The sequence below is a fragment of the Psychrosphaera sp. HA2-10 genome (assembly GCF_055693745.1).
The window spans coordinates 1,669,779-1,692,336 of sequence record NZ_CM146341.1 but is presented as its reverse complement, the minus strand read 5'-3'; the positions used below and the strand labels follow the sequence as shown (position 1 = coordinate 1,692,336).

Genomic DNA, 22,558 nt, shown 5'->3' with positions numbered 1-22,558 from the left:
AAAAGCCTTCCCTAGACTTATTACTCAATAATATATTTATAGTTCAAATTTTTTGCGGAAGTAGTCAGTTACTCTTTTGAACAAACCACCTTCGTTTACTTGATCAAGTGCAACTAGCGGATACGTTGTTACAACATCATCTTCGATTTTTAGTGTTAAAGTGCCAACAACTTCGCCCTTGTTAATAGGGGCTTCTAGTGGTTTATCAAGTGTAAACGACGCTTTTAGTTTTTCACGGTAACCGCGAGGAATAGTAATCGGCGTGCTCTGATTGATGCCTAAACGAACTTGGTCTTTATCGCCCATATAAATTCGTTGTTTAGCAAACTCAGTGCCGGCTTCATATGCGGTAAGTGTTTCGAAAAATCGGAAGCCATAATTAAGTAACTTTTTACTTTCTACTTTACGTCCACGCTGGCTATCTGCACCCATTACGACCGAGATTAAACGCATACCACCTTCCGTCGCAGAAGCAACAAGTGAGTATCCTGCAGCGTCGGTGTGACCCGTTTTGATGCCATCGACATTCAAACTTTTGTCCCACAACAAGCTGTTACGATTGATTTGCGAAATATTGTTGTAAGTGAAATCTTTCTCTTTATAAATCGCATACTCTTCAGGTACGTCACGAATTAATGCAATACCAATTTTTGCCATATCACGCGCTGTTGATAAGTGACCATCTGCCGTTAAACCATGGCTATTTACAAAATTAGAATCAGTTAAGCCAATATCGGCACCATACAAATTCATAAGTTGTGCAAATTGTTCTTCACTACCAGCTATATGCTCGGCCATGGCTACACAAGCGTCGTTACCTGATTGAATAATAATGCCACGATTTAAATCAGCAACAGACACTTCTTTGCCAACTTCGATAAACATTTTTGAAGACTCAGGAAAGTTTTTTGCCCAAGCGTTACGGCTAACAGTTACCATATCGGTTAGCGCAATGTTGCCTTTTTGGATTTCTTTACCAATAACGTAGCTCGTCATCATTTTGGTTAAGCTTGCTGGGTTGAGAAGCTCATCAGCATTGCTCTCTGCCAACACTTTACCCGTATCAAAATCCATTAAAATGTAGGCTTTTGCATTAACCGACGGTGGGTTAGGTACAAGTACTTTAGCCTCTGCAAAATACGATAGAGCGAGGGACGAAATACTAACCAAAGAAATTAAAAATTTATTCATTGTGTTCCATTCATTTTTTATTGCTGAAAGAAAGAAAATTAAGGGCGGTATTATCCATGTACGGACGGTAAGTGTCCAGTTTATGGCGCTAATACGCTCTCTAGATTTACGGTTTGATATCCAAACTGTTTAATTTTTTGTACTAGGTCGTCAGCCATCAGTTTATCTTTAAACGGACCAAATATAACCTTATGTTCCTTATCTTGCTCAAACAAGGTGGCATCATGGTTTAACATTAGCGTTAAACCCTTTAACGACTCCTTCGCCTCTAATTCGTTTTTAAAGCCAGTAAGCGCGACCTGATATAGACTATTTTCGGTAATAAAAGGTTCCTGATCTGGCAGAATTAATTCAACTTTAACGTCTGCCGTACCATTATCATAAACGCCAATTTTAAACGCCGCCGCATAGGATAAGTCAATTATTCTATCTTGATGGAATGGACCGCGATCATTTACACGAACAATGGCAGATTTATTATTAGCTAAATTGGTTACTTTTACATAACTAGGTAATGGCAATGTTTTATGCGCAGCTGACATGCTAAACATATTATATACTTCACCATTTGACGTAAGGTGGCCATGAAACTTTTTACCATACCAAGAGGCCGTTCCTCGTTGTGTAAACGGCTTGCGCTCTTTCATTGGGGTATAGTGCTTACCGAAAACCTTATAGGGCAGGTTACCTCGACCTACAGGCTCGTGAACAACTTCTGGGTCTTGTTGTTCCGTAAGAGTGGGTGGGCGCACAGGAGCACTATCATGCTTATCTGCGTACCTTCCTGAAGGGGCGCAACCTTGCAATATTAATGAGCCGATAACTATTGCTAGTGATCCTGTTAGCAACTGCATTTTATTCATTTTATGTGCTCGCTAATAAACGTTTGTTTGTACCAATAGCCATTAAAATACCGAAGCTTGCCATCAATGTCACTATTGATGTGCCGCCATAACTTACGAGAGGGAGTGGCACACCAACGACAGGTAGCAGCCCCGACACCATGCCTATATTTACAAATAAATACACGAAAAAAGTTAGGGTTAAACTACCCGCTAATAATTTTGTAAACGCTTCTTGAGCACGTGATGCGATTTGCATTCCTCGTAGAATAATAAATGCATAAACCGCAAGCAGAAGTAACACGCCAAGAAAACCAAATTCCTCGCTAAAAACAGAAAAAATAAAGTCAGTATGACGTTCCGGTAAAAACTCAAGCTGTGACTGAGTTCCTTGAAGCCATCCTTTACCGTCTGTACCACCAGAGCCAATTGCGATTTTTGATTGAATGATGTGATAACCAGATCCCAATGGGTCGCTCTCTGGGTTTAAAAAGGTTAACACTCTTTGTTTTTGGTAACCATGCATTAAGTAAAACCACAAAATGGGTAAAAATGCACTTATAGATATTGCCAGACCCAAAAGAACTCTAATACTTAGTCCGGCTAAAAACATTACAAAAAAGCCACTACTTGCAACTAATAATGATGTTCCCAAGTCAGGTTGCTTAGCGATTAAAAGAGTAGGAGTGGCGATGATAATAAAGCCCCATGCGGTATTTTTTAAACTTGGAGGAAGAGTATATTTACTGAGGAACCAAGCCATCATCATAGGTAAAGACAATTTCATTACTTCTGAAGGTTGAAATTTAATTATTCCTAAATTTAGCCACCGTTGTGCGCCTTTGCCCATATCGCCAACAAGCAGCACAGCAACTAACAAAACGATACCTGCTGCAAAAATATGCGGGGCCCACTTTTGATAAGTAAACGGCGATATCTGCGCAACTAATAACATGACAAACAAGCCTAAACCCATACGGATCATCTGTCTGACTACCATATCCATATTTTGGCTACCTGCACTGTAAACAACAAAAAGGCTGATTGTCATTAGTGTTAAAATACCAGCAAGCAATGGTAAATCGATATGGAATCTAAAGAATAATGAACTTCGTCTGCGCTCGTTTTCTGTTTTAGCCACCGGCATTCTCCTCTTCCGTCACTGCTACTTCATTACTTATATTTATGACTTCACTAGAGATAGTTCTTTTGTTTGCGACACCAAGTGCAAAATACATATCCATCATTTCACGGGCAACGGGAGCTGCATTTGCACCGCCACCTCCGGCATTTTCAACAGCAACCACAATTACTATGGTTGGATCGTCATAAGGAGCATAACCAACAAACATAGCGTTATCACGTCTGCGTTCGCTAACCTTCTTTTCGTCGTACTCTTCATCCTCACCTAGACTAAATAATTGGGCTGTTCCTGTTTTTCCAGCAGCCGTATACACGGCACCGGCAAACGCACCACGTCCAGTGCCATCTGAGGCATTAACAGTCTCGTACATAGTGTCTAAAATGGTGTCCCAATGTTTTGGGTTGCTAATTTCAATTTTTGGTCGTTTTCTAATAGGCGTTGGCTCTAATTTACCATCGATATTAATAGCGCTTACCACTTTCGGTTCTATGACTTCCCCTTTGTTAACCAAGACTGAAGTTGCCATTGCCAGCTGAATCGGAGTCGCAGTCCAGTAGCCTTGACCTATTCCGACTGAGATAGTGTCGCCCTGGTACCAAGGTTGCCTTACCTTTTCTCGTTTCCATTCTCTTGATGGCATTGTTGCCCGGTACTCTTCCTGAATATCAATGCCGGTATAATCACCAAAACCAAACCTTGATATAAATGGGCTTATTTCATCTATACCCAATCGGTAAGCTAAGTCGTAAAAATAAATATCGCAGGATTGTTTGATGGCCGTTTCTAAATCAACCCAGCCATGTCCGCCAACTTTCCAGTCACGAAAGTTACGTTGTGTTTCAACGTTAGGAAAACGCCAATAGCCGGGATCCCAAACCGTTGTTGAAGAGGTGACTAAGTTTTTATGTAGCCCTAATAACGCTAATTGCATTTTAATGGTTGAGGCAGGCGGGTACTGACCTTGTGTTGTTCTGTTGAGCATTGGTTTATCTTTTGAGTTTAAGATAACCGAATAGTCTTTTTGTGATATGCCAGTAACAAATAAGTTAGGGTCGTAGCTAGGGTTTGAATACAGAGCCAAAATAGCGCCATCTCGTGGATCCATCGCCACAACAGCACCACGGTTATTACCTAGTGACTTTCTTGCTTGTTCTTGCATTTCAACAGCTATCGCTAAATGTAAGTCGGTGCCTGGTTTTGGAGGTTCTATACTAAGTTGTCTTAATACGCGACTACGATGGTTTACCTCTACTTCTTCACTTCCTGTTGTGCCATGCAATTCTTTTTCATAAAAGCGTTCTAGACCTAGCTTGCCTATACTGCGTGTTGCGGCGTAGTTTTGCAGTTGTTCAGTCGCTTCTAATCTATTTAAGTCGCGTTTATTAATTTTGCCTACATATCCCAAAACATGTGTCATAGCGTCTGCATAAGGATAGTGTCGGTTTAAACGAGCCTCTATTGAGACGCCCGGAAAAAGGTGCTGTTTTACCGAGAATTCAGCAACCTCTTGCTCAGTCAGTTTTGTTTTTATCGGAATACTTTTAAAGCGACGTTGATACTTTATTACTCGCTTAAAGTGTTCAACTTGTTCATCAGGGATATGTGCTATCTTTTGCAGTTCGCTTAAAGTCCAGTCCATGTCTTTAACCGATTCAGGAACAATTTCCAGCGAAAAGCTAGGCTCATTGGCTGCAAGTATTTTTCCATTTATGTCGCGGATGACACCGCGATTTGGGGGCACTGGTTGGACTTTAATACGATTATCGTTAGAGCGAGTTTGGTAGGTTTGGTATTTTTGAATTTGTAAATAATAGAGGTTGGCAATCAGAACTCCCATCAAAATGGCTACCGCAATTAAAGCCACAATTGCACGTCTAGCAAATAGTATTGCTTCGGCGGTATGATCTTGAATTCGATAGGAGTTTCTGCGCATAGTTATTCGCGATGGTAGGGGTGATTATTATTCAAGCTCCAAGCCCGATATAAACTTTCTGCTACTACAACGCGCACTAATGGATGAGGTAACGTCAATGCTGACAGTGACCACTTTTGTTCAGAGCGTTCAATACAAGCGGGGGCTAATCCTTCGGGACCACCAACAAGTAAACTAACGTCCCGGCCATCCATTTGCCAGCTAGACAGCTGTTTCGATAAATCATGCGTAGTCCATGGCTTACCGGTAACTTCAAGTGTAACAATACGATTAGACTTGGGCACCGCCGCTAACATTTTTTCGCCTTCAATATCAAGAATACGCGCTATATCGGCATTCTTGCCACGTTTTCCTGGACTGATTTCGATTAGCTCAAATGAGCAGTCCCTTGGGAATCGGCGTTGATACTCCTGAAAACCTGCAGTTATCCAGTCCGGCATTTTGTTGCCTACGGCGACCAATTGTATTTTCATAGCGGATTAACTACTCTATTTCTGCCAAAGCTTCTCTAGTTGATAAAAATCTCGAGTCGCATCCTGCATAACATGTAAAACTACTGGGCCCATATCAACTAAAACCCATTCACCTTCTTGCATGCCTTCTTGGCCCAGTGCAGGGTTGTCAGTTTGTTTAGCTTCTAATAAAACGTGGTCGGCAATTGACTGGACGTGTTTTTTTGAAGTACCAGAACAAACAACCATGTAATCTGTAATTGATGATGTTTCTTTTACATCAAACGTCATTACATCTTTGGCTTTTAAATCGTCTATCTTGTCTAATACGAAATCTAATATTTGTTTATTTTGCAAAACGCTTTTTACTCTCAGAAGGAAAAATTTTGGACGACCATTCTACCTGTGTAAGTACTTTTAGTACAGCGCTTACACGACTAATCTAAATCGTGTAGTTTTAGTTTTTTGTCTAGTTGTCCGGTTAAAAAGTCTTTTAACATCACCCAGTCTGCGGCTAAGCTATACATCGGATAATCAAATGTTGCAGGCCTATTTTTTTCAATAAAAAAATGACCGACCCAAGCAAAACCATAACCTAGAAAAGGTAATAATAGTAGATATAGGTATTGGCTGGTTAATAGGGCGTAAATTGCAACGGCGACAACCGATAAACTGCCAATATAATGCAACCCTCTGCACACGGGATGTAAATGTTCTGATAAATAGTACGGGTAAAACGCTTTAAATGTTGTGATTTTTTGCATGTGAATTTCTATTATTTTTGTCTGAACATCAATGTACCAGATACATTACCAATTTGAATATCTGTTAACGCCTGATAGTTATCGCCATCAAATAAAGGTTTATTTTTTTCTTTTGTAACAAAAATTGCAACGCCTTCACTAATCTCACTTTCATTAACTATTGAATCAACTGCTTTTACTAAATATTGGCCTAGACCATGGTGTTGATGGTCAGGGTGAATCGCTATGAAAGTTAACAAATGATAGTGTTCATGAGGAATAGCTGCTGCCACACGTTTTTCCTTTTCTATCATGTTTTGGGTGCTTAAATATCCAGCGTGTAGCATCATTTTTAAACGCCAATGCCAAAAGCGTTCAGGCTCTAGCTCTCGTTGAGGTTCAATTAAACATGCTACGCCTAGTAAATGTTCTCCAGAAAATAGGCCGATCATAGGCTGTTGAGTTTGCCAAAAAGCACCAAGCTCTTCGCGAATCGCATTTCTAAGACGCTTGTCGTAGTCTGGTTTGTCGCCATCGAAGATTTCTTTAAAAACAGGGTCTTCGTGATAGGCAACATATAATAACGACGCCGCTAAATTAATATCTTCCGCGGAAAGCAAAATAGCTTTAATTGAATTATCTTCACTTAGTTGGGCAGTTGTACTCATTGGCGTTAAATACTCTTTGTTGTTGTTATTTTAACCAACTTAGCAATATCTTTTATATTAGCCAAGAATATTTTGCGTGTTAACACTTAAAGCACTACTTTTATATTAAATACTTTTATTTGAAATAAGGGGTTTTGTATGGATATGTCTCAACATTCGATATCGGGTTTATTTGAACAATTAGGTTTAGATGGTACACGAAGTGGTATTTACCATTTTGTTAAAGAACACAATATTCCAGATGATGTGACCATTGACGAGGCTTCATTTTGGAATGCATCGCAAGCGTCATTTTTAAGAGACTCGCTCGAATCGGATGGTGATTGGAGCGAAATTGTTGATCAACTAGATGCAATGCTGCGGAAGTAAAAAGAACCAGGTGAAGACAAACTCTAGGTTATTTGGGCAGTTTTATTAGATGTAAAAAAAGGAGCGGTTCACGCTCCTTTTTAATTAACCTATAAAATAAACGTCTATTTAGTCGACGTAAAACTTCTGTTTGAATTTGATGTTTTCAGTTCGATTACCACGTTGTACATCAATCGAAAAATTAAATATCTCTTCGTTGCTGTATTTTAGTTGAGCCAAGTAATAAATAGACTCACCTTCCTCAACCTTTTTAAAATCTAATTGCGTCGTTTGCCCTAGTAAGTTTCTAGCCGTTCCAGTAAGACTAACGTTTTGCGCTTGTTGTGAGCTAGTTTCCAACACCGAGATGTTAATAAGCGCCATATATCGACTACGTTCGAGTTGGTAGCTTCTTGCCGTCTCTGGCTTAATAAAGGCACTAGGAAACGCAATATAGTGTATATCCCAATTACCTTTGGTGATTTTTTGCTCTGCCATAGATAATCCAGAAAACAGAAGGGTGGCAACCAGAACTAGTAAAGTAAGTAGTGTTTTTTGCACGCTATTCTCCAGTTATAAAAGTCGAGTTAATAAGTCATTAAAAAGTAATTGCAAGAATTGTAAGCCAATTAAAAACACTAATAGACTGAGATCTAAACCGCCTAACGGAGGAATGATTTTTCTAACTGGTGCAAGTAGCGGTTCCGTGAGTTGATGCAACAATGCCTCAATAGGGTTGTAACCCTGACTAATCCAACTCAATATCGCTCTGATAATAGTGACCCAGAATAATAGGCTAAATACCTCTTTTACAACTGATATTAATGACGCTATGAGCAAACCAATCCACGGAAAAGACTCACCAAAAACAAGTTGTAACGTGGTTACTTTTGCAAATGCAACGATAAAAACCAGCAATACGCCGGCCCAGTCAACGCCACCAATACCAGGGATCACGCGCCTTAGAGGGATCAAAACAGGATTGGTCGCTTTAACAATAAACTGACTCACCGGATTATAAAAATCAGCACGGACGAGTTGTAACCACACTCGTAAAATCGCGACCATTAAATACAGGTCAAATAAGGTGTTAATTAAAAACTGAGTAGCTTGCATATTATAGTTGACTCATCTCTTGTGCTCTTGTTACTGCAGCGTCAAGCGCTTCATCAACAATAGCTTGTAATTTTTTATCGTTAAATACGTTTAGGGCAGCAGCGGTAGAGCCCCCAGGTGATGTTACATTTTCTCGTAGCTCAGCAAAACTCTTGTCTTTGTTGAATGTCATCTTTGCGGCACCTATAGCTGTTTCTTGTACCATAATGTTTGCAACGTCATCGCTAAACCCAAAAGCTTTTGCTTTATTTGCCATCGCTTCCATAAATGCAAAAAAGTAGGCAGGTCCAGATCCTGATACAGCCGCAAGCTGATCAATTTCAGCTTCAGATTTTAACCATACAGCGGCACCAACATGCTCAAACAACTCAGTGGCTATTTGTTTATCTTGCTCTCGTACAGAAGCGTCATACTTGTTTACGTCAGAACCTAAATATAAACCAGAAACTCCATGACCAACTAATGATGGGGTATTAGGCATACAACGAATAAACCTAACATTGCCAATAATATCGGTGTAACGCTTCACTAATAAACCCGCAGCTACTGTAATTACTAACTTGCCCGAAAAGTCTGCACCACCTTCGACAAGATCACTCAATACATCTGCCATCATTTGTGGTTTTACGCCAAGAATAATAACGTCGGCCTGTTGGATTGCTTGTTGGTTGTTTAACTCTGTTTTTATGCCAAATTTTGCTTTTAGCGCTTGTTGTTTTTGTTCGGTTCTATTTGTAGCAATTATTTGTGATGGTGAAACGCCACTGTTAACCATACCACCAATGATAGCGCCTGACATGTTGCCCGCGCCGATAAATGCATATGTAATATTTGTATTTTGAGTCATTAAAATCCCATAGTTATTATTGATTTAACTTACCCTAGGGCCAAAAATAGCGGTGCCCAAACGAATCATGGTACTGCCAAATAATATAGCATCTTCCATATCAGCGGTCATGCCTAAGGATAACGTATCTATGCTTATATGTTTATGCTGCAACTGTAAAAAACAAGTGTGTAGTGCTTGAAACTCTCTATTTTGTATACTTTTGTCTTCATAAGCATCTGGGATTGCCATTAAACCTCGAACAGTTAATGATTTAAACTCGCGTAGCTCATCGATAAAGCTATCAACGTCTTGTAACGGTATTCCTGCTTTAGATGGCGATTGTGAAATATTAACTTGCACTAAAATATTTAGTTTTTTCCCCAGTGCTTGGCAATGCTGCTCAAGTCGTTTAGCAATCTTAATCCGGTCGATACTATCTACCCAGTGAGCATGTTGTGCAACAATGGCCGTTTTATTACTTTGAATTGGGCCAATAAAGTGCCACTCAATACCCGGAAGCGACTGCAGTTGCTGCGCTTTTTCTTGCAGCTCTTGTGCGTAGTTCTCTCCAAATTTTCTCTGGCCAGCGTCATAGGCTTGTTGAACTTTATCAAAAGACATCGTTTTACTAACCGCAATCAGAGAAACGTCGTTGACCTGTCGGTCGGCTTTTTGTAGTGCAATCGTCATTTTATCGTGGGCAGTTGCCAGCCGATTTGCTATGGTAATGTTAACGTTATTTTCGGACATAAATTTGTCTTAGTTATTTAATAGGTTAGCCATATGGATATTACTGAATTACTTGCCTTTAGTGTGCAACATAATGCTTCAGATTTACACCTTTCAGCAGGTACTCCTCCAATGATACGAGTCGACGGTGACGTCAGACGAGTAAACATACCGGCACTAGATGCTAGAGAAGTACAATCGCTTATTTACGATATTATGAATGATAAACAGCGTAAAGAGTACGAAGAAAACTTAGAAACGGATTTTTCTTTTGCAGTTCCTGACCTCGCTCGTTTTCGTGTTAATGCATTTAACATGGATAGAGGCGCAGCAGCCGTATTTAGGACTATCCCATCAGAAGTATTAAGTCTTGAAGATATTGGCGCCCCTGATATTTTTAAAGATATAGCGGAAAACCCTCGAGGGCTTGTTTTAGTTACTGGTCCAACGGGATCGGGTAAGTCAACCACGCTAGCGGCAATGATTGATTACATCAATACTCAGCGCCACGACCACATATTGACCATCGAGGATCCAATCGAATTTGTGCATCAAAATAAGCAAAGTTTGATTAGTCAGCGAGAAGTGCATAGAGATACACTTAGCTTTAGTAACGCCTTACGTTCTGCTCTTCGTGAGGATCCAGACGTTATCCTTGTTGGTGAGCTACGAGATTTAGAAACTATCAGACTGGCAATGACAGCGGCGGAAACCGGCCACTTGGTTTTCGGCACACTACATACAACCTCTGCACCAAAAACTATCGACCGTATTGTCGACGTATTCCCTGGCGATGAAAAAGACATGGTTCGTTCTATGTTATCTGAGTCGTTAAGAGCGGTAATCTCGCAAACACTTTGTAAAAAAACCGGTGGTGGTCGAGTTGCGGCCCATGAAATTATGATTGGTATTCCAGCGATTCGTAACCTTATCCGAGAAGATAAGGTCGCGCAGATGTATTCATCGATTCAAACGGGTGCAGCGCACGGCATGCAAACTATGGATCAATGTTTATTGAACCTGATGAATAGAGGTTTGGTGAGTAGAGAGCACGCTCAAGCAAAAGCTCATGATAAAAATTTATTCAGCCAAGGGTTTGGCGGCGGATTCTAGGAGTAAAATATGGAGTCGATGGAGCAAATATTTAATAAAATGGTGGCGGAAAAAGCGTCAGACCTTTTTATTACAGCTGGACTACCCATAAGTGCAAAGATTAATGGTGAATTAACACCATTGGATCATGATGCTTTATCTGAGTCTGAAGCAGAACGACTCGTTCGTAGTTGTATGTCAGATAAACAACAAAATGAATTTGATACTGAAAAAGAATGTAATTTTGCCGTAGCAAACGATGCAGGACGTTTTCGTGTTTCAGCCTTTTGGCAAAGAGATAATGTCGGCATGGTCGTTCGCCGAATTGTGACTAACATTCCTGATGTAGATGAGCTTGGTTTACCAGCGGCGTTAAAAGACGTCATTATGGCAAAACGTGGCCTTGTATTGTTCGTTGGTGGTACTGGCACCGGTAAGTCAACTAGTTTGGCAGCCTTATTAGGATACCGAAATCGTAATTCCAAAGGACATATCTTAACAATAGAAGATCCAATCGAATTTGTTCATGAACATAAACGATGCATGATAACGCAACGTGAAGTTGGTATTGATACACCTTCTTTTGAGTCGGCGTTAAAGAGTTCATTACGACAAGCGCCAGATGTTATTCTGATCGGTGAGATTCGATCGCAAGAAATCATGGAGTACGCTTTATCCTTTGCGGAAACTGGTCATTTGTGTGTTGCTACTTTGCACGCGAACAACGCGAACCAAGCAATAGATCGCATTATGCATTTGGTACCAAAAGAAAAGCACGATAAGCTTAAATATGACTTAGCGCTAAATTTAAAGGCGATTGTTGCCCAGCAACTTATTCAAACGAGTGATGGAATGGGACGAGTGGCTGCAATTGAAGTCTTACTGAACTCGCCTATGGTAGGTGAACTAATTAAGAAAGGCGACATCTCAGGCATTAAAGAAGTGATGGCGAAATCAAAAGAGTTTGGTATGCAAACTTTTGATCAGGCGCTGTTTAACCTTTACCAAGAGTCTCGAATTAGTTATGCCGATGCATTGCACCATGCAGATTCGCCAAATGACCTACGCTTAATGATAAAATTAAGGAATAATGAGCAAACCGGTTCAGGTTTCCTTCAAGGTGTTACCGTCGATGGCATTCAAAAAGACGATTAACTTAATGAGTTAGATACCAAAATAAAAAACCGAGATAATCATCTCGGTTTTTTTGTACCTAAAGCTTAGGGTCGCTGGCCTAAATTAATAGGCCATGCTTTAAGCTAGAGTGTTTTTTGTGTAGCAGATGTTGCTGAACTAGTTGCAGCAGACGCGCCTGCAGTTCTTGCCGATACGACAACTTTAGCACGGTTCTCAGTCGGCATTACAGATGGCGTAGGACCTTCCGTTTTGCTTGCCGGAGCAGGCTTAGTCATAGGGGCACTAGCTGTTCCCTTGTATACAGGTGTTAGGCTAGCTGGCTCGTGCAATACTTTATCAACAGTCTGTTCTACAGGTGCAGGATGAGTATGATTTTCTTCAAACTCAGTGTCTGTAGCAGGATAACGACTCTCTACCACTTCATCCGCTTCTTTTTCCGAGTTAACGTTTGGTTTGTTAGTTTCAACCGAACTTTCAACTGGAGTATCAACAGAAACTTCTTGTTCGTCTTTCACCTCAGACTTCTCAGAGGATGATTCAACAGCATCGTCAATTGAATTATCAACTATAACTGCTTCAGTTTTTGAAGTTTCAGCCACAGCTTCATCTGTCTTTTGGTCTTCGACTGGTTGTGATAACTGAACATTATTGTTAACAACGTCATCAGCAGAAGTTACAGACGAGTTCTCGTCAGAGGCTTGAGTCTCAGAAGGCGCTACTTTTGATTTTACTGCACTTCTACGCGACTCATTTTTGGTGCTCGATGTTGATAACGGCTTTTTACGCACTTTAACAACTGGTTTAGTAGCTTTGCTCTGACTTTCGTTATTGGTCTCAATAACGGCATCTTCGCTAACTGTAGCTTCAACCGCCGTATTAACATTTTTGACAGATGTTTCTACTTTAGCTTGTTGAGGCTCTACCGCATTATTGACAACTGACACAGCTTCTACATTCTCGTTTACCACTGCAGTATCTGCGGTATTCGCTACTTTTGTATTGTCTTCCGTTTTCTCAATACGAACCTTTTTGCGATTGTTACGACGCTTACGACGTTCTTGAAGCTTTTCTTCTTTTGGCGCAGGTGCTTGAGAAGTTTGTTCACTACTTGTCTTTTCGTTGTTTTCAACCTTTTTGCGAGATTGGTTGCGAGGGTTTTTAGTCTTTGGACGTTTGTTATCCGCTCGCTTGTCATCATTGCTTTCTACACGGTCGTTACGAGAGTCAACATCTTTTGTTTTGTCTTTATCTTGTGGACGATTACGAGTATTTCGATTTCGATTTTTATTATTGTTACGACGGTTGCCGTTACGATCATTTTTATCGTTACGGTCGTGTTTACCTTTGTTTTGTGATTTCTTTTTATCAGACTTCTTGTTATCCGAATCATCTGATGAAAATAAGTCGCTTACAAACTTGGCAATCTTTGCAAATAAGCTCGGACCTTTTACTTTACTTTCGGCTGGCGCTGAAACCTGTGGTGCTGGAGCTACTGGTGCAGGAGCCGCAGGAGTTGCAAAACCTTTTAATACAGGTTGCTCAATCTCTTTTTTCATAGGCACAACGATTTCTTTTACAAAATCACTTTGTTCAGGCTGTTTGACCATTTTGAAGCTGGTGTCAGCAAGTTCTTCGTCTACACGTACACGCAATACTTCATAGTGTGGTGTTTCTAAATGAATATTAGGAATAATAACAACGCTGACGTTATTGTTTTTCTCAATGTGACGAACCGCATCACGTTTCTCATTTAGCAAGTAAGACGAAACAACAACTGGAACTTGAGCTTGAATTTGAGCTGTGTTTTCTTTAATCGCTTCTTCTTCAATTAAACGAAGGATAGAAAGAGCTAAAGATTCGTTAGAACGAATTGTGCCTTGACCGTCACATCGAGGACAAGTGTGTTGACTTGCATCTCCTAGTGAAGGGCGTAAACGCTGACGAGACATCTCAAGTAAACCAAAACGACTTATCTTACCTATTTGAACACGAGCTCTGTCTTGTTTTACGCTGTCTTTTAAACGGTTCTCAACATCACGTTGATGTTTAGGTGGTGTCATATCGATAAAATCAATAACTAAAAGACCGCCCAAGTCGCGAAGACGTAATTGGCGAGCAATTTCTTCAGCGGCTTCTAGGTTAGTATTTAAAGCAGTTTCTTCAATGTCACTACCTTTAGTTGCTTTTGACGAGTTAATGTCAATTGAAACTAATGCTTCAGTAGGGTCAATTACAATTGAACCACCTGATGGCAAACGAACTTCGCGTTGGAAAGCAGATTCAATCTGCGACTCAATTTGATAGTGCGTAAATAGAGGGACTTCGCTTTGGTAAAGTTTTACACGCTCTAGGAAGTCTGGGCGGAATAGTTCAATGTGACTTTTGGCTTCATTAAAAACATTTTGGTTATCAATAATGATTTCACCAACATCGCGTTTTAAATAATCACGAATGGCACGAAATACAACGTTGCTTTCTTGGTGAATTAAGAACGGAGCAGGTCGGCTATCAGCGGCTTGTTGAATAGCATCCCAATGAAGAAGTAGGGCACGTAAATCGTATTCTAACTCTTCATAAGATTTACCAACACCTGCAGTACGTACGATTAAGCCCATGCCTTTTGGTAATTCAAGCTTACTTAACGCTGCTTTAAGTTGCGTACGCTCATCGCCTTCAATGCGACGTGAAATACCGCCGGCACGAGGGTTATTAGGCATAAGTACTAAGTAGCTACCAGCGACACTGATAAAAGTAGTTAAAGCTGCGCCTTTTTGGCCGCGCTCTTCTTTATCAATCTGAATGATTACTTCTTGACCTTCTTTAACAACTTCTTTGATGTTTGGGCGACCACTAAATTTGTAGTCTGAAGGGAAATAATTGCGGGCAATTTCTTTTAATGGCAAAAAGCCATGTCGGTCGGCACCATAATCAACAAAAGCCGCTTCTAAGCTTGGCTCAACTCGAGTAATAGTACCTTTATAGATGTTGGCTTTCTTTTGTTCATGACCTGGACTTTCTATGTCTAGATCATACAAACGTTGGCCATCAACCAACGCAACACGCATTTCTTCTTGTTGCGTGGCATTAATTAACATGCGTTTCATGTATGTAGCTCTTCTTTTTAGTAGTAGGCCACATTCCACTTTATTTTCGATGCACTTTTGAATACACCTCGACACTGTGTAGTTTCTCAACTAGTTGTCTGTCAAATTGCAATCATCACGACTGTAATTAAAGGTTTATCAATTCCAAATTTTTAGAATTCTGTCTGTGCCATTATCGTAAACTTAACGGGAATGGTGGCACTGGTTAAATAGACGCCTCGATTTGACTGGTCTGAACGGTTAAAGAAGAGGGCAATATGTTACTCGCATTACCTTACTTAAGTGGCGTGGAGGTTTGAGGTCTGGTGTTCGTTATTCGGTATGTTTGTTAAAAATGAAAGATAAACATACTCGTCTAATTCTGATATCATCGCGGCCTCAAACCCTGCTCCGTTACATGACTCTTACGTTCATTACGTGAGGCAGTTCAATCAGTTGCTTTATAAGCAGAGCTATTATCGACGTGAAAGTGGATTATAGCAACTGAAATTAAGCGATTAGTTGAATAAAATTATTATATTTGTGAGTGAATCAAAGACTATGTCAGAAAAAGCGATAAATTTCCCGAAAGTGCAACAAATTGAAATCGATGATGTTCATGAGGGACAACGCATAGATAACTTTTTGATCACCTTGTTAAAAGGGTGCCCTAAAAGCGTAATTTATAAGATTCTTCGCAAAGGCGAAGTGCGTGTTAATAAAGGGCGTATTAAACAAACGTATAAACTTCAACTTGGCGATATAGTTCGCGTACCACCGGTGCGAGTCAAAGAAGAAAGTGAAGGCATCTCTGCTGGGTTAAGTTCGGTGCAAGCATTAGAAAAAGCCATCATATTTGAAGACAAATCTTTAATAGTTATGAACAAGCCGTCTGGCATTGCCGTTCATGGCGGTAGCGGTGTTAGCTTTGGTGTTATAGAAGGGCTTAGAGCCTTACGTCCAAAAGAAAAAATGATGGAATTAGTTCATCGCCTCGATAGAGACACATCAGGTATTTTACTGATCGCTAAAAAACGTTCTGTTTTAGTTTCCCTACATGAGCAGTTAAGAATTAAAACCATGAACAAGGTTTATTGGGCTTTGGTTAAAGGACATTGGTCAGAAAAACAAAAGTCAGTTCAAGAACCGTTGAAAAAAATTACCACTAAATCGGGAGAGCGATTAGTCATAGTAGATCGAGAAGAAGGTAAAAAGTCATGTACCTTATTTTCAGTATTAAGTAATTTTAAAGACTGTAGTTTGGTTGAAGCGCGTCCTCAGACAGGACGAACTCATCAAATTCGTGTGCACACGGCATGTCAAGGACATATGATTGCATGTGATGATAAATACGGCGACAGAGAATTTGATAAGTCTATGAAAGACGTAGGCTTAAACCGTTTATTCTTGCATGCCAAAGAGATTTCATTTTTTCATCCATTATCAGAAACGACCATGCGTTTTGAAGCACCTCTTCAGCCTGAATTAGAGAAGGTTTTACAAAAGCTTGGTGAACAGGCAATGGAAATGTAGCGATTAAAATAACAAAGCAACATTAACCGACAGTAGGTAATGTTGCTTTGTTGCTTTCTTTTATGATTTGCTCTGTTCTTTAAGAACTGAATAATCAATTTTATCTAATAACGAAACTAATTTAATTAATGGTAGGCCAACGAGCGAATTTGGATCATCTCCTTGTAGCTTATCAAATAAACAAATTCCTAACGCTTCACTTTTAAAGCTGCCTGCGCAGTTATAAGGCGTTTCTGCACGTAAATAGAACTCAATCATCTCTGCCGTTAAATTTTTAAACGATACTTTAAAAGGTTCTACTATTGTGTTTGTAATACCAGAGTTTGTATCAATAACCGTTAAGCCTGTTAAAAATGTCACAGTTTGACCCGAAAATTTAGTTAACTGAGCAATGGCATTTTCATGGGTATGTGGCTTTCCAAGAATTTCATCATTAAATACGGCGACTTGATCTGAGCCAATAACAATAGAATCTTTGTGTCGACTCGCGACTGCTTGTGCTTTTAACAAAGCCAGTCTTGCAACTAATTCTTCTGGTGTTTCATTATTTAGTGGCGTTTCATCCACTTCAGGTTTGTCAGTTAAGAATGAGAGATTTAATTTTGACAGGATTTCTTTTCTAAACGGAGAGGTGGAGCCTAAAATAATTGTACGCGTTTCTTTATTACTCATAATGATTCTTTTTTAATCTGTTTCAAAGCGGTTAACTAAATATACGCTATTTTATACGGCTAATTTCTATTTTTTAAAGGAATAAGGTCATTTTCTTTTGACTCTAAGTTCCCTTCACTATAATATGCGCGCCCTATGCAAACGGTAAAAATTCCTCTCTCGATCGAGCCAGCGAAAGCTGCGTTAAAACGAATGACCTATGACGGTATAATCGTCAAGGGTAATCTGTCACGTCTAAACGAAGTGGCGGAAGTATTAACAGATCACGTGGATGTATCTATTGAATGTGGAGTTGATCCTCAGAATTTAGTTGTCATTCAAGGTAGTGCGACTGCTAGCTTAGAGCTAACATGTCAACGTTGTGGTAAAGGACTGGAGACAGAGGTAACAGCTGACTTCGTTTATACGCCTATACGTAATGCGGCTAAAGAAAGTGAAGATCCAATACCAGAAGCATATGATGAAATTGAATTAGACGAATTTGGCGCTATTAGCCTTGTTCATTTAGTTGAAGACGAATTAATGTTGGCGCTGCCTATTGTAGCAATGCATGAACCAGAAGACTGTGAACTTGGTAACAAGAGCATGACTTTTGGTGAGTTAGCGCCAGAAGCAACGGTGCAGGAAAAACCTAACCCGTTTGAAGTATTAAAAAAACTTAAAAACTAGGAGACGGCAATGGCGGTTCAAAAAAGTAAGAAGTCCCGTGCTAGACGTGGCATGCGTCGTTCACATGATGCATTAACTATCGAAAATTTGTCTGTAGATCAAACGACTGGTGAAACTCACCGTCGTCATCACATGACAGCAGACGGCTACTACAAAGGCCGTAAAATTAAGTAAGGCTTAGCCTAGACTTAATATGCGTGATATCCACATCGCGCTTGATATGATGGGGGGCGATTATGGCCCCCGATCTACTATTCCTGCAGCCATTAAAGCTGTAGAAGATTACCCCTATTTGCATCTTTATCTCTGTGGTCATTCACAAAGCATTCATAGCGCACTATCAAAGCAAAACGTATTAGGCCATCCTCGACTGTCCGTTGTTCATTGTGAACAAGTTGTTAATCAAGACGAAAGACCCGACCTTGCTTTACGCAAAAAACCTAACTCATCCATGAGAAAAGCACTCGAGTTAGTAAACGAAAAAAAAGCAGATGCTTGCGTCTCAGCGGGCAATACCGGAGCTTTATTGGCGATTGCGAGATATGTATTAAAAACATTACCTTCAATTAAACGCCCAGCGCTAATTAGTGCATTGCCCACATACGAAGACGATAAAGTATTGTTATTAGACTTAGGTGCCAATATTCACCATTGTTCTGACACGTTATTCCAGTTTGCCGTAATGGGAGCTGTTATGGCAAAAGAAGTGGAAGGTATCGATAATCCTCGTATCGCTTTATTGAACGTAGGTGAAGAAGACATAAAAGGTGCAGAGCACTTAAAACACACTGCTGAAAAGTTAATGCAGTGTGAACACATCAACTATGTAGGTTTTGCTGAAGGGAATGATATATTTGCAGGGAAAGCGGACGTCATTGTATGCGATGGTTTTGTAGGAAACGTTGCATTAAAAACAATTGAAGGCGTTGCAAAGCTTATTATCTCTAAATTGCGAGCAATGAGTGAAAGCTCATTTTTCAGCAAAATCATGATTGGCATACTCATGCCCGGTATAAGAAAACTCTTTTCAAAGATGAACCCCGACCACTACAACGGCGCTAGTCTGATAGGATTGCGCGGAATTGTTGTCAAAAGTCATGGCAATGCCTCTTCAAAAGCCTTCTACAGTGCAATTAAAGAGGCAATTAAAGAGTCTCAACGTCAAGTTCCAGCTAAAATTAAGGACAAAGTTGAGGTGATGTTAAAAGCCGATGACTAAATGAATTAGTCTAAAAGACAAACTGAGAGGTTTCATGTTTTCAAAAATTATCGGCACGGGTAGCTATTTTCCTTCGCAAATTCGCTCTAATAAAGACTTAGAGAAAATGGTAGAGACAAGTGACGATTGGATCACAGAAAGAACTGGCATTAAAGAACGCCGGATTATGGATGAGACCGATACGGTATCTAGTATGTCCACCAAAGCCGCTAAAAAAGCATTAGAAATGGCAGGTATTGACGCTTCTGAAATTGACTTAGTTATTGTTGGCACAACAAGTCATGCTCGAGCATTTCCATCTGCAGGTTGTGAAGTTCAACGAGATCTTGGTATTCCTTCTGGCGTTCCTGCTTTTGATGTAGCGGCTGCATGTTCTGGCTTTTGTTACGCATTAAGTATTGGAGATACTTACATAAAAGCGGGTACAGCCAAAAAAGCATTAATTATTGGTGCCGATTGTTTAAGTCACCTTATGAGCCCAACGGACAGAAAAACAATTGTGTTATTTGGCGATGGTGCCGGAGCCGTTATTATTGAAGCGACCGAAGAACCTGGTATTTTATCTACTCATATTCATGCTGATGGCAATGCGTCTGAATTGTTAAAAGCTGAGATGCCTGTAAGAGGCAAGGAAGAGTCTGTGCACGAAGCTTGGGGCCATATGGAAGGTAATCAGGTATTTAAAGTTGCAGTGACTAAGCTATCTGAAGTTGTCGAAACAACCTTAAAACTAAATAAGGCAGAGAAGTCTGACATTGATTGGTTAATACCTCATCAAGCTAACATGCGAATTATCTCAGCTGTTGCCAAAAAGCTTGATATGAGTATGGATCAAGTTGTAATAAACCTAGATAAATATGGCAATACATCCGCAGCAACTGTTCCTACTGCGTTAGACGAAGCAATTCGAGATGGCCGTATTAAACGTGGACAAACGCTATTATTAAATGCATTTGGCGCAGGTTTTACTTGGGCCTCTGCGCTAATAAAATACTAATAATAAATCCGTAAAGAGATCAAATAAAATGACAAAAGCAATTGTATTTCCTGGGCAAGGTTCACAAAGCGTAGGGATGTTATCTGAATTATATGAAGCGTCTGCTGTTGTAAAAAATACATTTAAAGAGGCCTCAGATGCACTTGGTTATGATATGTGGGCATTAGTATCTGAAGACAGTAGCGAGCAACTCAACAAGACAGAATTTACTCAACCTGCATTATTAACATGCTCAGTTGCCATTTGGCGCGATTATATTGCCAAAGGTGGCGAACTTCCTGCATATTTAGCCGGTCATAGTTTAGGAGAGTACTCTGCACTTGTATGTGCTGAAGTAATTTCTTTAGCAGATGCTGTTTTGTTAGTGCAAAAGCGTGGTCAATATATGCAACAGGCAGTGCCAGCCGGCACTGGTGCAATGGCGGCTATTATAGGTCTAGATGATGACCTAGTGAGTAAAGCTTGTACAGACAGTGCACAAGGCGATGTGGTGGCACCTGTTAATTATAACTCTCCTGGTCAAATAGTCATTGCAGGTGAAAAAGCGGCAGTTGAACGAGCTATGGTATTAGCTAAAGAGCTTGGTGCAAAGCGAGCGTTACCGCTGCCTGTCTCGGTACCATCACACTGTGAGTTAATGAAACCAGCAGCTGATAAATTGGCTGCTGATTTAGAACAATTAAAATTTAATACGCCTGTCATACCAGTGATAAATAATGTAGACGTAGCAATGCCGAATAGCGGTGAAGACATTAAATTGGCATTAGTCAAACAGCTATATAGCCCAGTTCGATGGACTGAAACGATTCAGCAATGTCATAAGCTAGGCGTTTCTAACGTTATCGAATTTGGTCCTGGTAAAGTCTTAACAGGGCTAGGTAAACGTATTGAGAAATCGATTAATTATAGTGCCGCGAATGATACGGCAACACTAGCAGCAGCTGTTGCTGAATAATAAAAGGGAAAAAATATGTCTTTATTTAGCTTAGAAGGCAAAGTAGTACTTGTTACAGGTGCTTCTCGTGGAATAGGTAAAGCCGTTGCCGAAACTTTGGTAGCGCAAGGTGCAAAGGTTGCTGGTACTGCTACATCGGAAAGTGGCGCACAAAATATCTCGGAGTACTTAGGGACAAATGGTAAAGGTTACGCATTAAATGTTACGAACCCAGATTCTATTACTGAGACGTTGGCAGCTATTAAGGCAGATTTCGGAGATGTAGACGTATTAGTAAACAATGCCGGTATTACTCGCGATAATTTGTTAATGCGAATGAAAGACGATGAATGGGCCGATATTATCGATACAAACTTAACGTCAATCTTTCGACTTAGCAAAGCTGTAATGCGACCTATGATGAAAAAACGCCATGGTCGAATCATCAATATTGGTTCAGTCGTTGGTACGATGGGAAATGCAGGTCAAGCAAATTATGCGGCAGCTAAAGCGGGTGTGATTGGTTTTTCTAAATCGTTAGCAAAAGAGATCGCCTCTCGTGGTATTACAGTAAATGTAGTAGCGCCAGGTTTTATCGATACTGATATGACAAAAGCTTTGGATGATTCACAACGCAAAGCAATTGCAGATCAAGTACCAGCAGAACGTTTAGGTGACCCAAAAGAGATTGCAGCTACTGTTGCTTTTTTGGCCAGCGATGAAGCTGGTTATATATCAGGCGAAACTATTCACGTAAATGGCGGTATGTATATGGTATAAACGTCGATCTTGCAGACATTTTGACGTTAACTTACTCGAATCTACTAATGAGGTTCGACCACCGCCAGATATTAAATAATAACTTGAACACGTCGATGAGTGTATTTACACTACGACAAATTAAAAAATTACTTAAAAAGAAAAAAGGAAAATAACATGAGCATAGAAGATCGCGTAGCTAAGATCGTAGTAGAGCAACTAGGCGTTAAAGAAGAAGAAGTAAAAGCTGAATCTTCTTTCGTAGATGATCTTGGTGCAGATTCTCTTGACACTGTTGAATTAGTAATGGCGCTTGAAGAAGAATTTGATACTGAAATTCCTGACGAAGAAGCTGAAAAAATCACAACAGTTCAATCAGCAATTGATTACATCAAAGCTCACGCTGAATAAGATTTGTTTTTAAAAGAAGGGCAGCCTACGCTGCCTTTTTTTATATGAAAAATATAA

General features: G+C 40.1%; 25 protein-coding genes. 11 read left to right on the top strand and 14 right to left on the bottom strand.

The window, feature by feature from the left end; genetic code table 11:
* Positions 1 to 36: 36 nt before the first annotated feature.
* From ACZ1GV_RS07695 to ACZ1GV_RS07660, 8 genes are all read right to left on the bottom strand, one after another.
* Complete coding sequence (locus ACZ1GV_RS07695) at positions 37 to 1,191, bottom strand: serine hydrolase (RefSeq protein WP_210562298.1); 1,155 nt, start codon at positions 1,189 to 1,191, stop codon at positions 37 to 39.
* 80 nt (positions 1,192 to 1,271) lie between these two features.
* Positions 1,272 to 2,054, bottom strand: coding sequence for a septal ring lytic transglycosylase RlpA family protein (locus tag ACZ1GV_RS07690; RefSeq protein WP_472673667.1), 783 nt, complete (start codon positions 2,052 to 2,054; stop codon positions 1,272 to 1,274).
* Between the two features lies 1 nt (position 2,055).
* Entirely contained in the window at positions 2,056 to 3,180 is a 1,125-nt protein-coding gene (rodA, locus tag ACZ1GV_RS07685; protein WP_472673666.1) for a rod shape-determining protein RodA, read from the bottom strand.
* Positions 3,167 to 5,110: a penicillin-binding protein 2 gene (gene mrdA, locus ACZ1GV_RS07680; RefSeq protein ID WP_472673665.1), complete on the bottom strand. Its 1,944-nt coding sequence runs from the start codon at positions 5,108 to 5,110 to the stop codon at positions 3,167 to 3,169. Before mrdA ends, rodA begins: the two co-directional genes overlap by 14 nt.
* A gap of 2 nt (positions 5,111 to 5,112) precedes the next feature.
* Positions 5,113 to 5,583: a 23S rRNA (pseudouridine(1915)-N(3))-methyltransferase RlmH gene (rlmH, locus tag ACZ1GV_RS07675; RefSeq protein WP_210562301.1), complete on the bottom strand. Its 471-nt coding sequence runs from the start codon at positions 5,581 to 5,583 to the stop codon at positions 5,113 to 5,115.
* Positions 5,584 to 5,598: 15 nt separating this feature from the next.
* Positions 5,599 to 5,919, bottom strand: coding sequence for a ribosome silencing factor (gene rsfS / locus ACZ1GV_RS07670; protein WP_472673664.1), 321 nt, complete (start codon positions 5,917 to 5,919; stop codon positions 5,599 to 5,601).
* 80 nt (positions 5,920 to 5,999) lie between these two features.
* The gene (locus ACZ1GV_RS07665; RefSeq protein ID WP_472673663.1) at positions 6,000 to 6,326 is read right to left on the bottom strand and encodes an Mpo1-like protein; all 327 of its coding nucleotides are present in this window, start codon (positions 6,324 to 6,326) and stop codon (positions 6,000 to 6,002) included.
* An 11-nt stretch (positions 6,327 to 6,337) separates the two neighbouring features.
* Positions 6,338 to 6,973, bottom strand: coding sequence for a GNAT family N-acetyltransferase (locus tag ACZ1GV_RS07660; protein WP_472673662.1), 636 nt, complete (start codon positions 6,971 to 6,973; stop codon positions 6,338 to 6,340).
* A 138-nt stretch (positions 6,974 to 7,111) separates the two neighbouring features.
* Here ACZ1GV_RS07660 and ACZ1GV_RS07655 point away from each other — a divergent pair, with 138 nt between their 5' ends.
* Positions 7,112 to 7,342: a DUF2789 domain-containing protein gene (locus tag ACZ1GV_RS07655; protein ID WP_472673661.1), complete on the top strand. Its 231-nt coding sequence runs from the start codon at positions 7,112 to 7,114 to the stop codon at positions 7,340 to 7,342.
* 108 nt (positions 7,343 to 7,450) lie between these two features.
* Here the strand turns inward: ACZ1GV_RS07655 and ACZ1GV_RS07650 are convergent, their stop codons facing one another.
* Genes ACZ1GV_RS07650 through ACZ1GV_RS07635 form a run of 4 tightly spaced genes read right to left on the bottom strand, consistent with a single transcriptional unit; the run spans position 7,451 to position 10,016 of the window.
* Entirely contained in the window at positions 7,451 to 7,882 is a 432-nt protein-coding gene (locus ACZ1GV_RS07650) for a DUF4426 domain-containing protein (protein ID WP_472673660.1), read from the bottom strand.
* A gap of 12 nt (positions 7,883 to 7,894) precedes the next feature.
* Positions 7,895 to 8,437: a YggT family protein gene (locus ACZ1GV_RS07645; protein ID WP_472673659.1), complete on the bottom strand. Its 543-nt coding sequence runs from the start codon at positions 8,435 to 8,437 to the stop codon at positions 7,895 to 7,897.
* Position 8,438: 1 nt separating this feature from the next.
* A complete protein-coding gene (proC, locus tag ACZ1GV_RS07640; protein WP_472673658.1) occupies positions 8,439 to 9,284 on the bottom strand; it encodes a pyrroline-5-carboxylate reductase in 846 nt (281 codons plus the stop codon).
* A gap of 24 nt (positions 9,285 to 9,308) precedes the next feature.
* Positions 9,309 to 10,016: a YggS family pyridoxal phosphate-dependent enzyme gene (locus tag ACZ1GV_RS07635; protein ID WP_472673657.1), complete on the bottom strand. Its 708-nt coding sequence runs from the start codon at positions 10,014 to 10,016 to the stop codon at positions 9,309 to 9,311.
* Positions 10,017 to 10,049: 33 nt separating this feature from the next.
* On the opposite strand from ACZ1GV_RS07635, the gene ACZ1GV_RS07630 reads away from it, so the two are divergent.
* Together ACZ1GV_RS07630 and ACZ1GV_RS07625 are read left to right on the top strand one after the other, a co-directional pair.
* Entirely contained in the window at positions 10,050 to 11,108 is a 1,059-nt protein-coding gene (locus ACZ1GV_RS07630) for a type IV pilus twitching motility protein PilT (protein ID WP_210562309.1), read from the top strand.
* A 9-nt stretch (positions 11,109 to 11,117) separates the two neighbouring features.
* The gene (locus ACZ1GV_RS07625) at positions 11,118 to 12,242 is read left to right on the top strand and encodes a PilT/PilU family type 4a pilus ATPase (RefSeq protein WP_472673656.1); all 1,125 of its coding nucleotides are present in this window, start codon (positions 11,118 to 11,120) and stop codon (positions 12,240 to 12,242) included.
* A 104-nt stretch (positions 12,243 to 12,346) separates the two neighbouring features.
* On the opposite strand, the gene rne is transcribed toward ACZ1GV_RS07625, so the two are convergent.
* Positions 12,347 to 15,328: a ribonuclease E gene (rne, locus tag ACZ1GV_RS07620; protein WP_472673655.1), complete on the bottom strand. Its 2,982-nt coding sequence runs from the start codon at positions 15,326 to 15,328 to the stop codon at positions 12,347 to 12,349.
* 540 nt (positions 15,329 to 15,868) lie between these two features.
* Here rne and rluC point away from each other — a divergent pair.
* Entirely contained in the window at positions 15,869 to 16,840 is a 972-nt protein-coding gene (gene rluC / locus ACZ1GV_RS07615) for a 23S rRNA pseudouridine(955/2504/2580) synthase RluC (protein WP_472675876.1), read from the top strand.
* 60 nt (positions 16,841 to 16,900) lie between these two features.
* Here rluC and ACZ1GV_RS07610 read toward each other — a convergent pair whose 3' ends face one another.
* A complete protein-coding gene (locus tag ACZ1GV_RS07610) occupies positions 16,901 to 17,512 on the bottom strand; it encodes a Maf family protein (protein WP_472673654.1) in 612 nt (203 codons plus the stop codon).
* Positions 17,513 to 17,647: 135 nt separating this feature from the next.
* Between ACZ1GV_RS07610 and yceD the strand changes: the two genes are divergently transcribed.
* From yceD to acpP, 7 genes are all read left to right on the top strand, one after another.
* Entirely contained in the window at positions 17,648 to 18,181 is a 534-nt protein-coding gene (gene yceD, locus ACZ1GV_RS07605) for a 23S rRNA accumulation protein YceD (RefSeq protein WP_472673653.1), read from the top strand.
* Positions 18,182 to 18,190: 9 nt separating this feature from the next.
* Positions 18,191 to 18,355 (top strand): 50S ribosomal protein L32, encoded by a 165-nt coding sequence (rpmF, locus tag ACZ1GV_RS07600; RefSeq protein ID WP_208832017.1) that lies wholly within the window; start codon positions 18,191 to 18,193, stop codon positions 18,353 to 18,355.
* A gap of 19 nt (positions 18,356 to 18,374) precedes the next feature.
* The gene (gene plsX, locus ACZ1GV_RS07595; RefSeq protein ID WP_472673652.1) at positions 18,375 to 19,400 is read left to right on the top strand and encodes a phosphate acyltransferase PlsX; all 1,026 of its coding nucleotides are present in this window, start codon (positions 18,375 to 18,377) and stop codon (positions 19,398 to 19,400) included.
* 34 nt (positions 19,401 to 19,434) lie between these two features.
* Entirely contained in the window at positions 19,435 to 20,397 is a 963-nt protein-coding gene (locus tag ACZ1GV_RS07590; RefSeq protein ID WP_210559243.1) for a beta-ketoacyl-ACP synthase III, read from the top strand.
* A gap of 28 nt (positions 20,398 to 20,425) precedes the next feature.
* Complete coding sequence (gene fabD, locus ACZ1GV_RS07585) at positions 20,426 to 21,352, top strand: ACP S-malonyltransferase (protein WP_472673651.1); 927 nt, start codon at positions 20,426 to 20,428, stop codon at positions 21,350 to 21,352.
* A gap of 15 nt (positions 21,353 to 21,367) precedes the next feature.
* Positions 21,368 to 22,111 (top strand): 3-oxoacyl-ACP reductase FabG, encoded by a 744-nt coding sequence (gene fabG, locus ACZ1GV_RS07580; protein WP_472673650.1) that lies wholly within the window; start codon positions 21,368 to 21,370, stop codon positions 22,109 to 22,111.
* 156 nt (positions 22,112 to 22,267) lie between these two features.
* Positions 22,268 to 22,501 carry an acyl carrier protein gene (gene acpP / locus ACZ1GV_RS07575; RefSeq protein ID WP_210559246.1) on the top strand — a complete coding sequence of 78 codons (234 nt, stop codon included), beginning with the start codon at positions 22,268 to 22,270 and terminating at the stop codon, positions 22,499 to 22,501.
* The last annotated feature ends 57 nt before the right edge of the window (positions 22,502 to 22,558 follow it).

What these genes read in the sequence shown, in the direction of transcription:
- mrdA (WP_472673665.1), bottom strand. Translation starts at nt 5,110, where the DNA reads ATGCGCAGAAACTCCTATCGAATTCAAGATCATACCGCCGAAGCAATA.
- ACZ1GV_RS07610 (WP_472673654.1), bottom strand. Translation starts at nt 17,512, where the DNA reads ATGAGTAATAAAGAAACGCGTACAATTATTTTAGGCTCCACCTCTCCG.
- acpP (WP_210559246.1), top strand. Translation starts at nt 22,268, where the DNA reads ATGAGCATAGAAGATCGCGTAGCTAAGATCGTAGTAGAGCAACTAGGC.
- ACZ1GV_RS07645 (WP_472673659.1), bottom strand. Translation starts at nt 8,437, where the DNA reads ATGCAAGCTACTCAGTTTTTAATTAACACCTTATTTGACCTGTATTTA.
- ACZ1GV_RS07630 (WP_210562309.1), top strand. Translation starts at nt 10,050, where the DNA reads ATGGATATTACTGAATTACTTGCCTTTAGTGTGCAACATAATGCTTCA.
- rne (WP_472673655.1), bottom strand. Translation starts at nt 15,328, where the DNA reads ATGAAACGCATGTTAATTAATGCCACGCAACAAGAAGAAATGCGTGTT.
- ACZ1GV_RS07625 (WP_472673656.1), top strand. Translation starts at nt 11,118, where the DNA reads ATGGAGTCGATGGAGCAAATATTTAATAAAATGGTGGCGGAAAAAGCG.
- fabD (WP_472673651.1), top strand. Translation starts at nt 20,426, where the DNA reads ATGACAAAAGCAATTGTATTTCCTGGGCAAGGTTCACAAAGCGTAGGG.
- rodA (WP_472673666.1), bottom strand. Translation starts at nt 3,180, where the DNA reads ATGCCGGTGGCTAAAACAGAAAACGAGCGCAGACGAAGTTCATTATTC.
- ACZ1GV_RS07590 (WP_210559243.1), top strand. Translation starts at nt 19,435, where the DNA reads ATGTTTTCAAAAATTATCGGCACGGGTAGCTATTTTCCTTCGCAAATT.
- ACZ1GV_RS07635 (WP_472673657.1), bottom strand. Translation starts at nt 10,016, where the DNA reads ATGTCCGAAAATAACGTTAACATTACCATAGCAAATCGGCTGGCAACT.
- fabG (WP_472673650.1), top strand. Translation starts at nt 21,368, where the DNA reads ATGTCTTTATTTAGCTTAGAAGGCAAAGTAGTACTTGTTACAGGTGCT.
- rlmH (WP_210562301.1), bottom strand. Translation starts at nt 5,583, where the DNA reads ATGAAAATACAATTGGTCGCCGTAGGCAACAAAATGCCGGACTGGATA.
- rluC (WP_472675876.1), top strand. Translation starts at nt 15,869, where the DNA reads ATGTCAGAAAAAGCGATAAATTTCCCGAAAGTGCAACAAATTGAAATC.
- rpmF (WP_208832017.1), top strand. Translation starts at nt 18,191, where the DNA reads ATGGCGGTTCAAAAAAGTAAGAAGTCCCGTGCTAGACGTGGCATGCGT.
- ACZ1GV_RS07655 (WP_472673661.1), top strand. Translation starts at nt 7,112, where the DNA reads ATGGATATGTCTCAACATTCGATATCGGGTTTATTTGAACAATTAGGT.
- ACZ1GV_RS07695 (WP_210562298.1), bottom strand. Translation starts at nt 1,191, where the DNA reads ATGAATAAATTTTTAATTTCTTTGGTTAGTATTTCGTCCCTCGCTCTA.
- ACZ1GV_RS07660 (WP_472673662.1), bottom strand. Translation starts at nt 6,973, where the DNA reads ATGAGTACAACTGCCCAACTAAGTGAAGATAATTCAATTAAAGCTATT.
- proC (WP_472673658.1), bottom strand. Translation starts at nt 9,284, where the DNA reads ATGACTCAAAATACAAATATTACATATGCATTTATCGGCGCGGGCAAC.
- yceD (WP_472673653.1), top strand. Translation starts at nt 17,648, where the DNA reads ATGCAAACGGTAAAAATTCCTCTCTCGATCGAGCCAGCGAAAGCTGCG.
- ACZ1GV_RS07690 (WP_472673667.1), bottom strand. Translation starts at nt 2,054, where the DNA reads ATGAATAAAATGCAGTTGCTAACAGGATCACTAGCAATAGTTATCGGC.
- plsX (WP_472673652.1), top strand. Translation starts at nt 18,375, where the DNA reads ATGCGTGATATCCACATCGCGCTTGATATGATGGGGGGCGATTATGGC.
- ACZ1GV_RS07665 (WP_472673663.1), bottom strand. Translation starts at nt 6,326, where the DNA reads ATGCAAAAAATCACAACATTTAAAGCGTTTTACCCGTACTATTTATCA.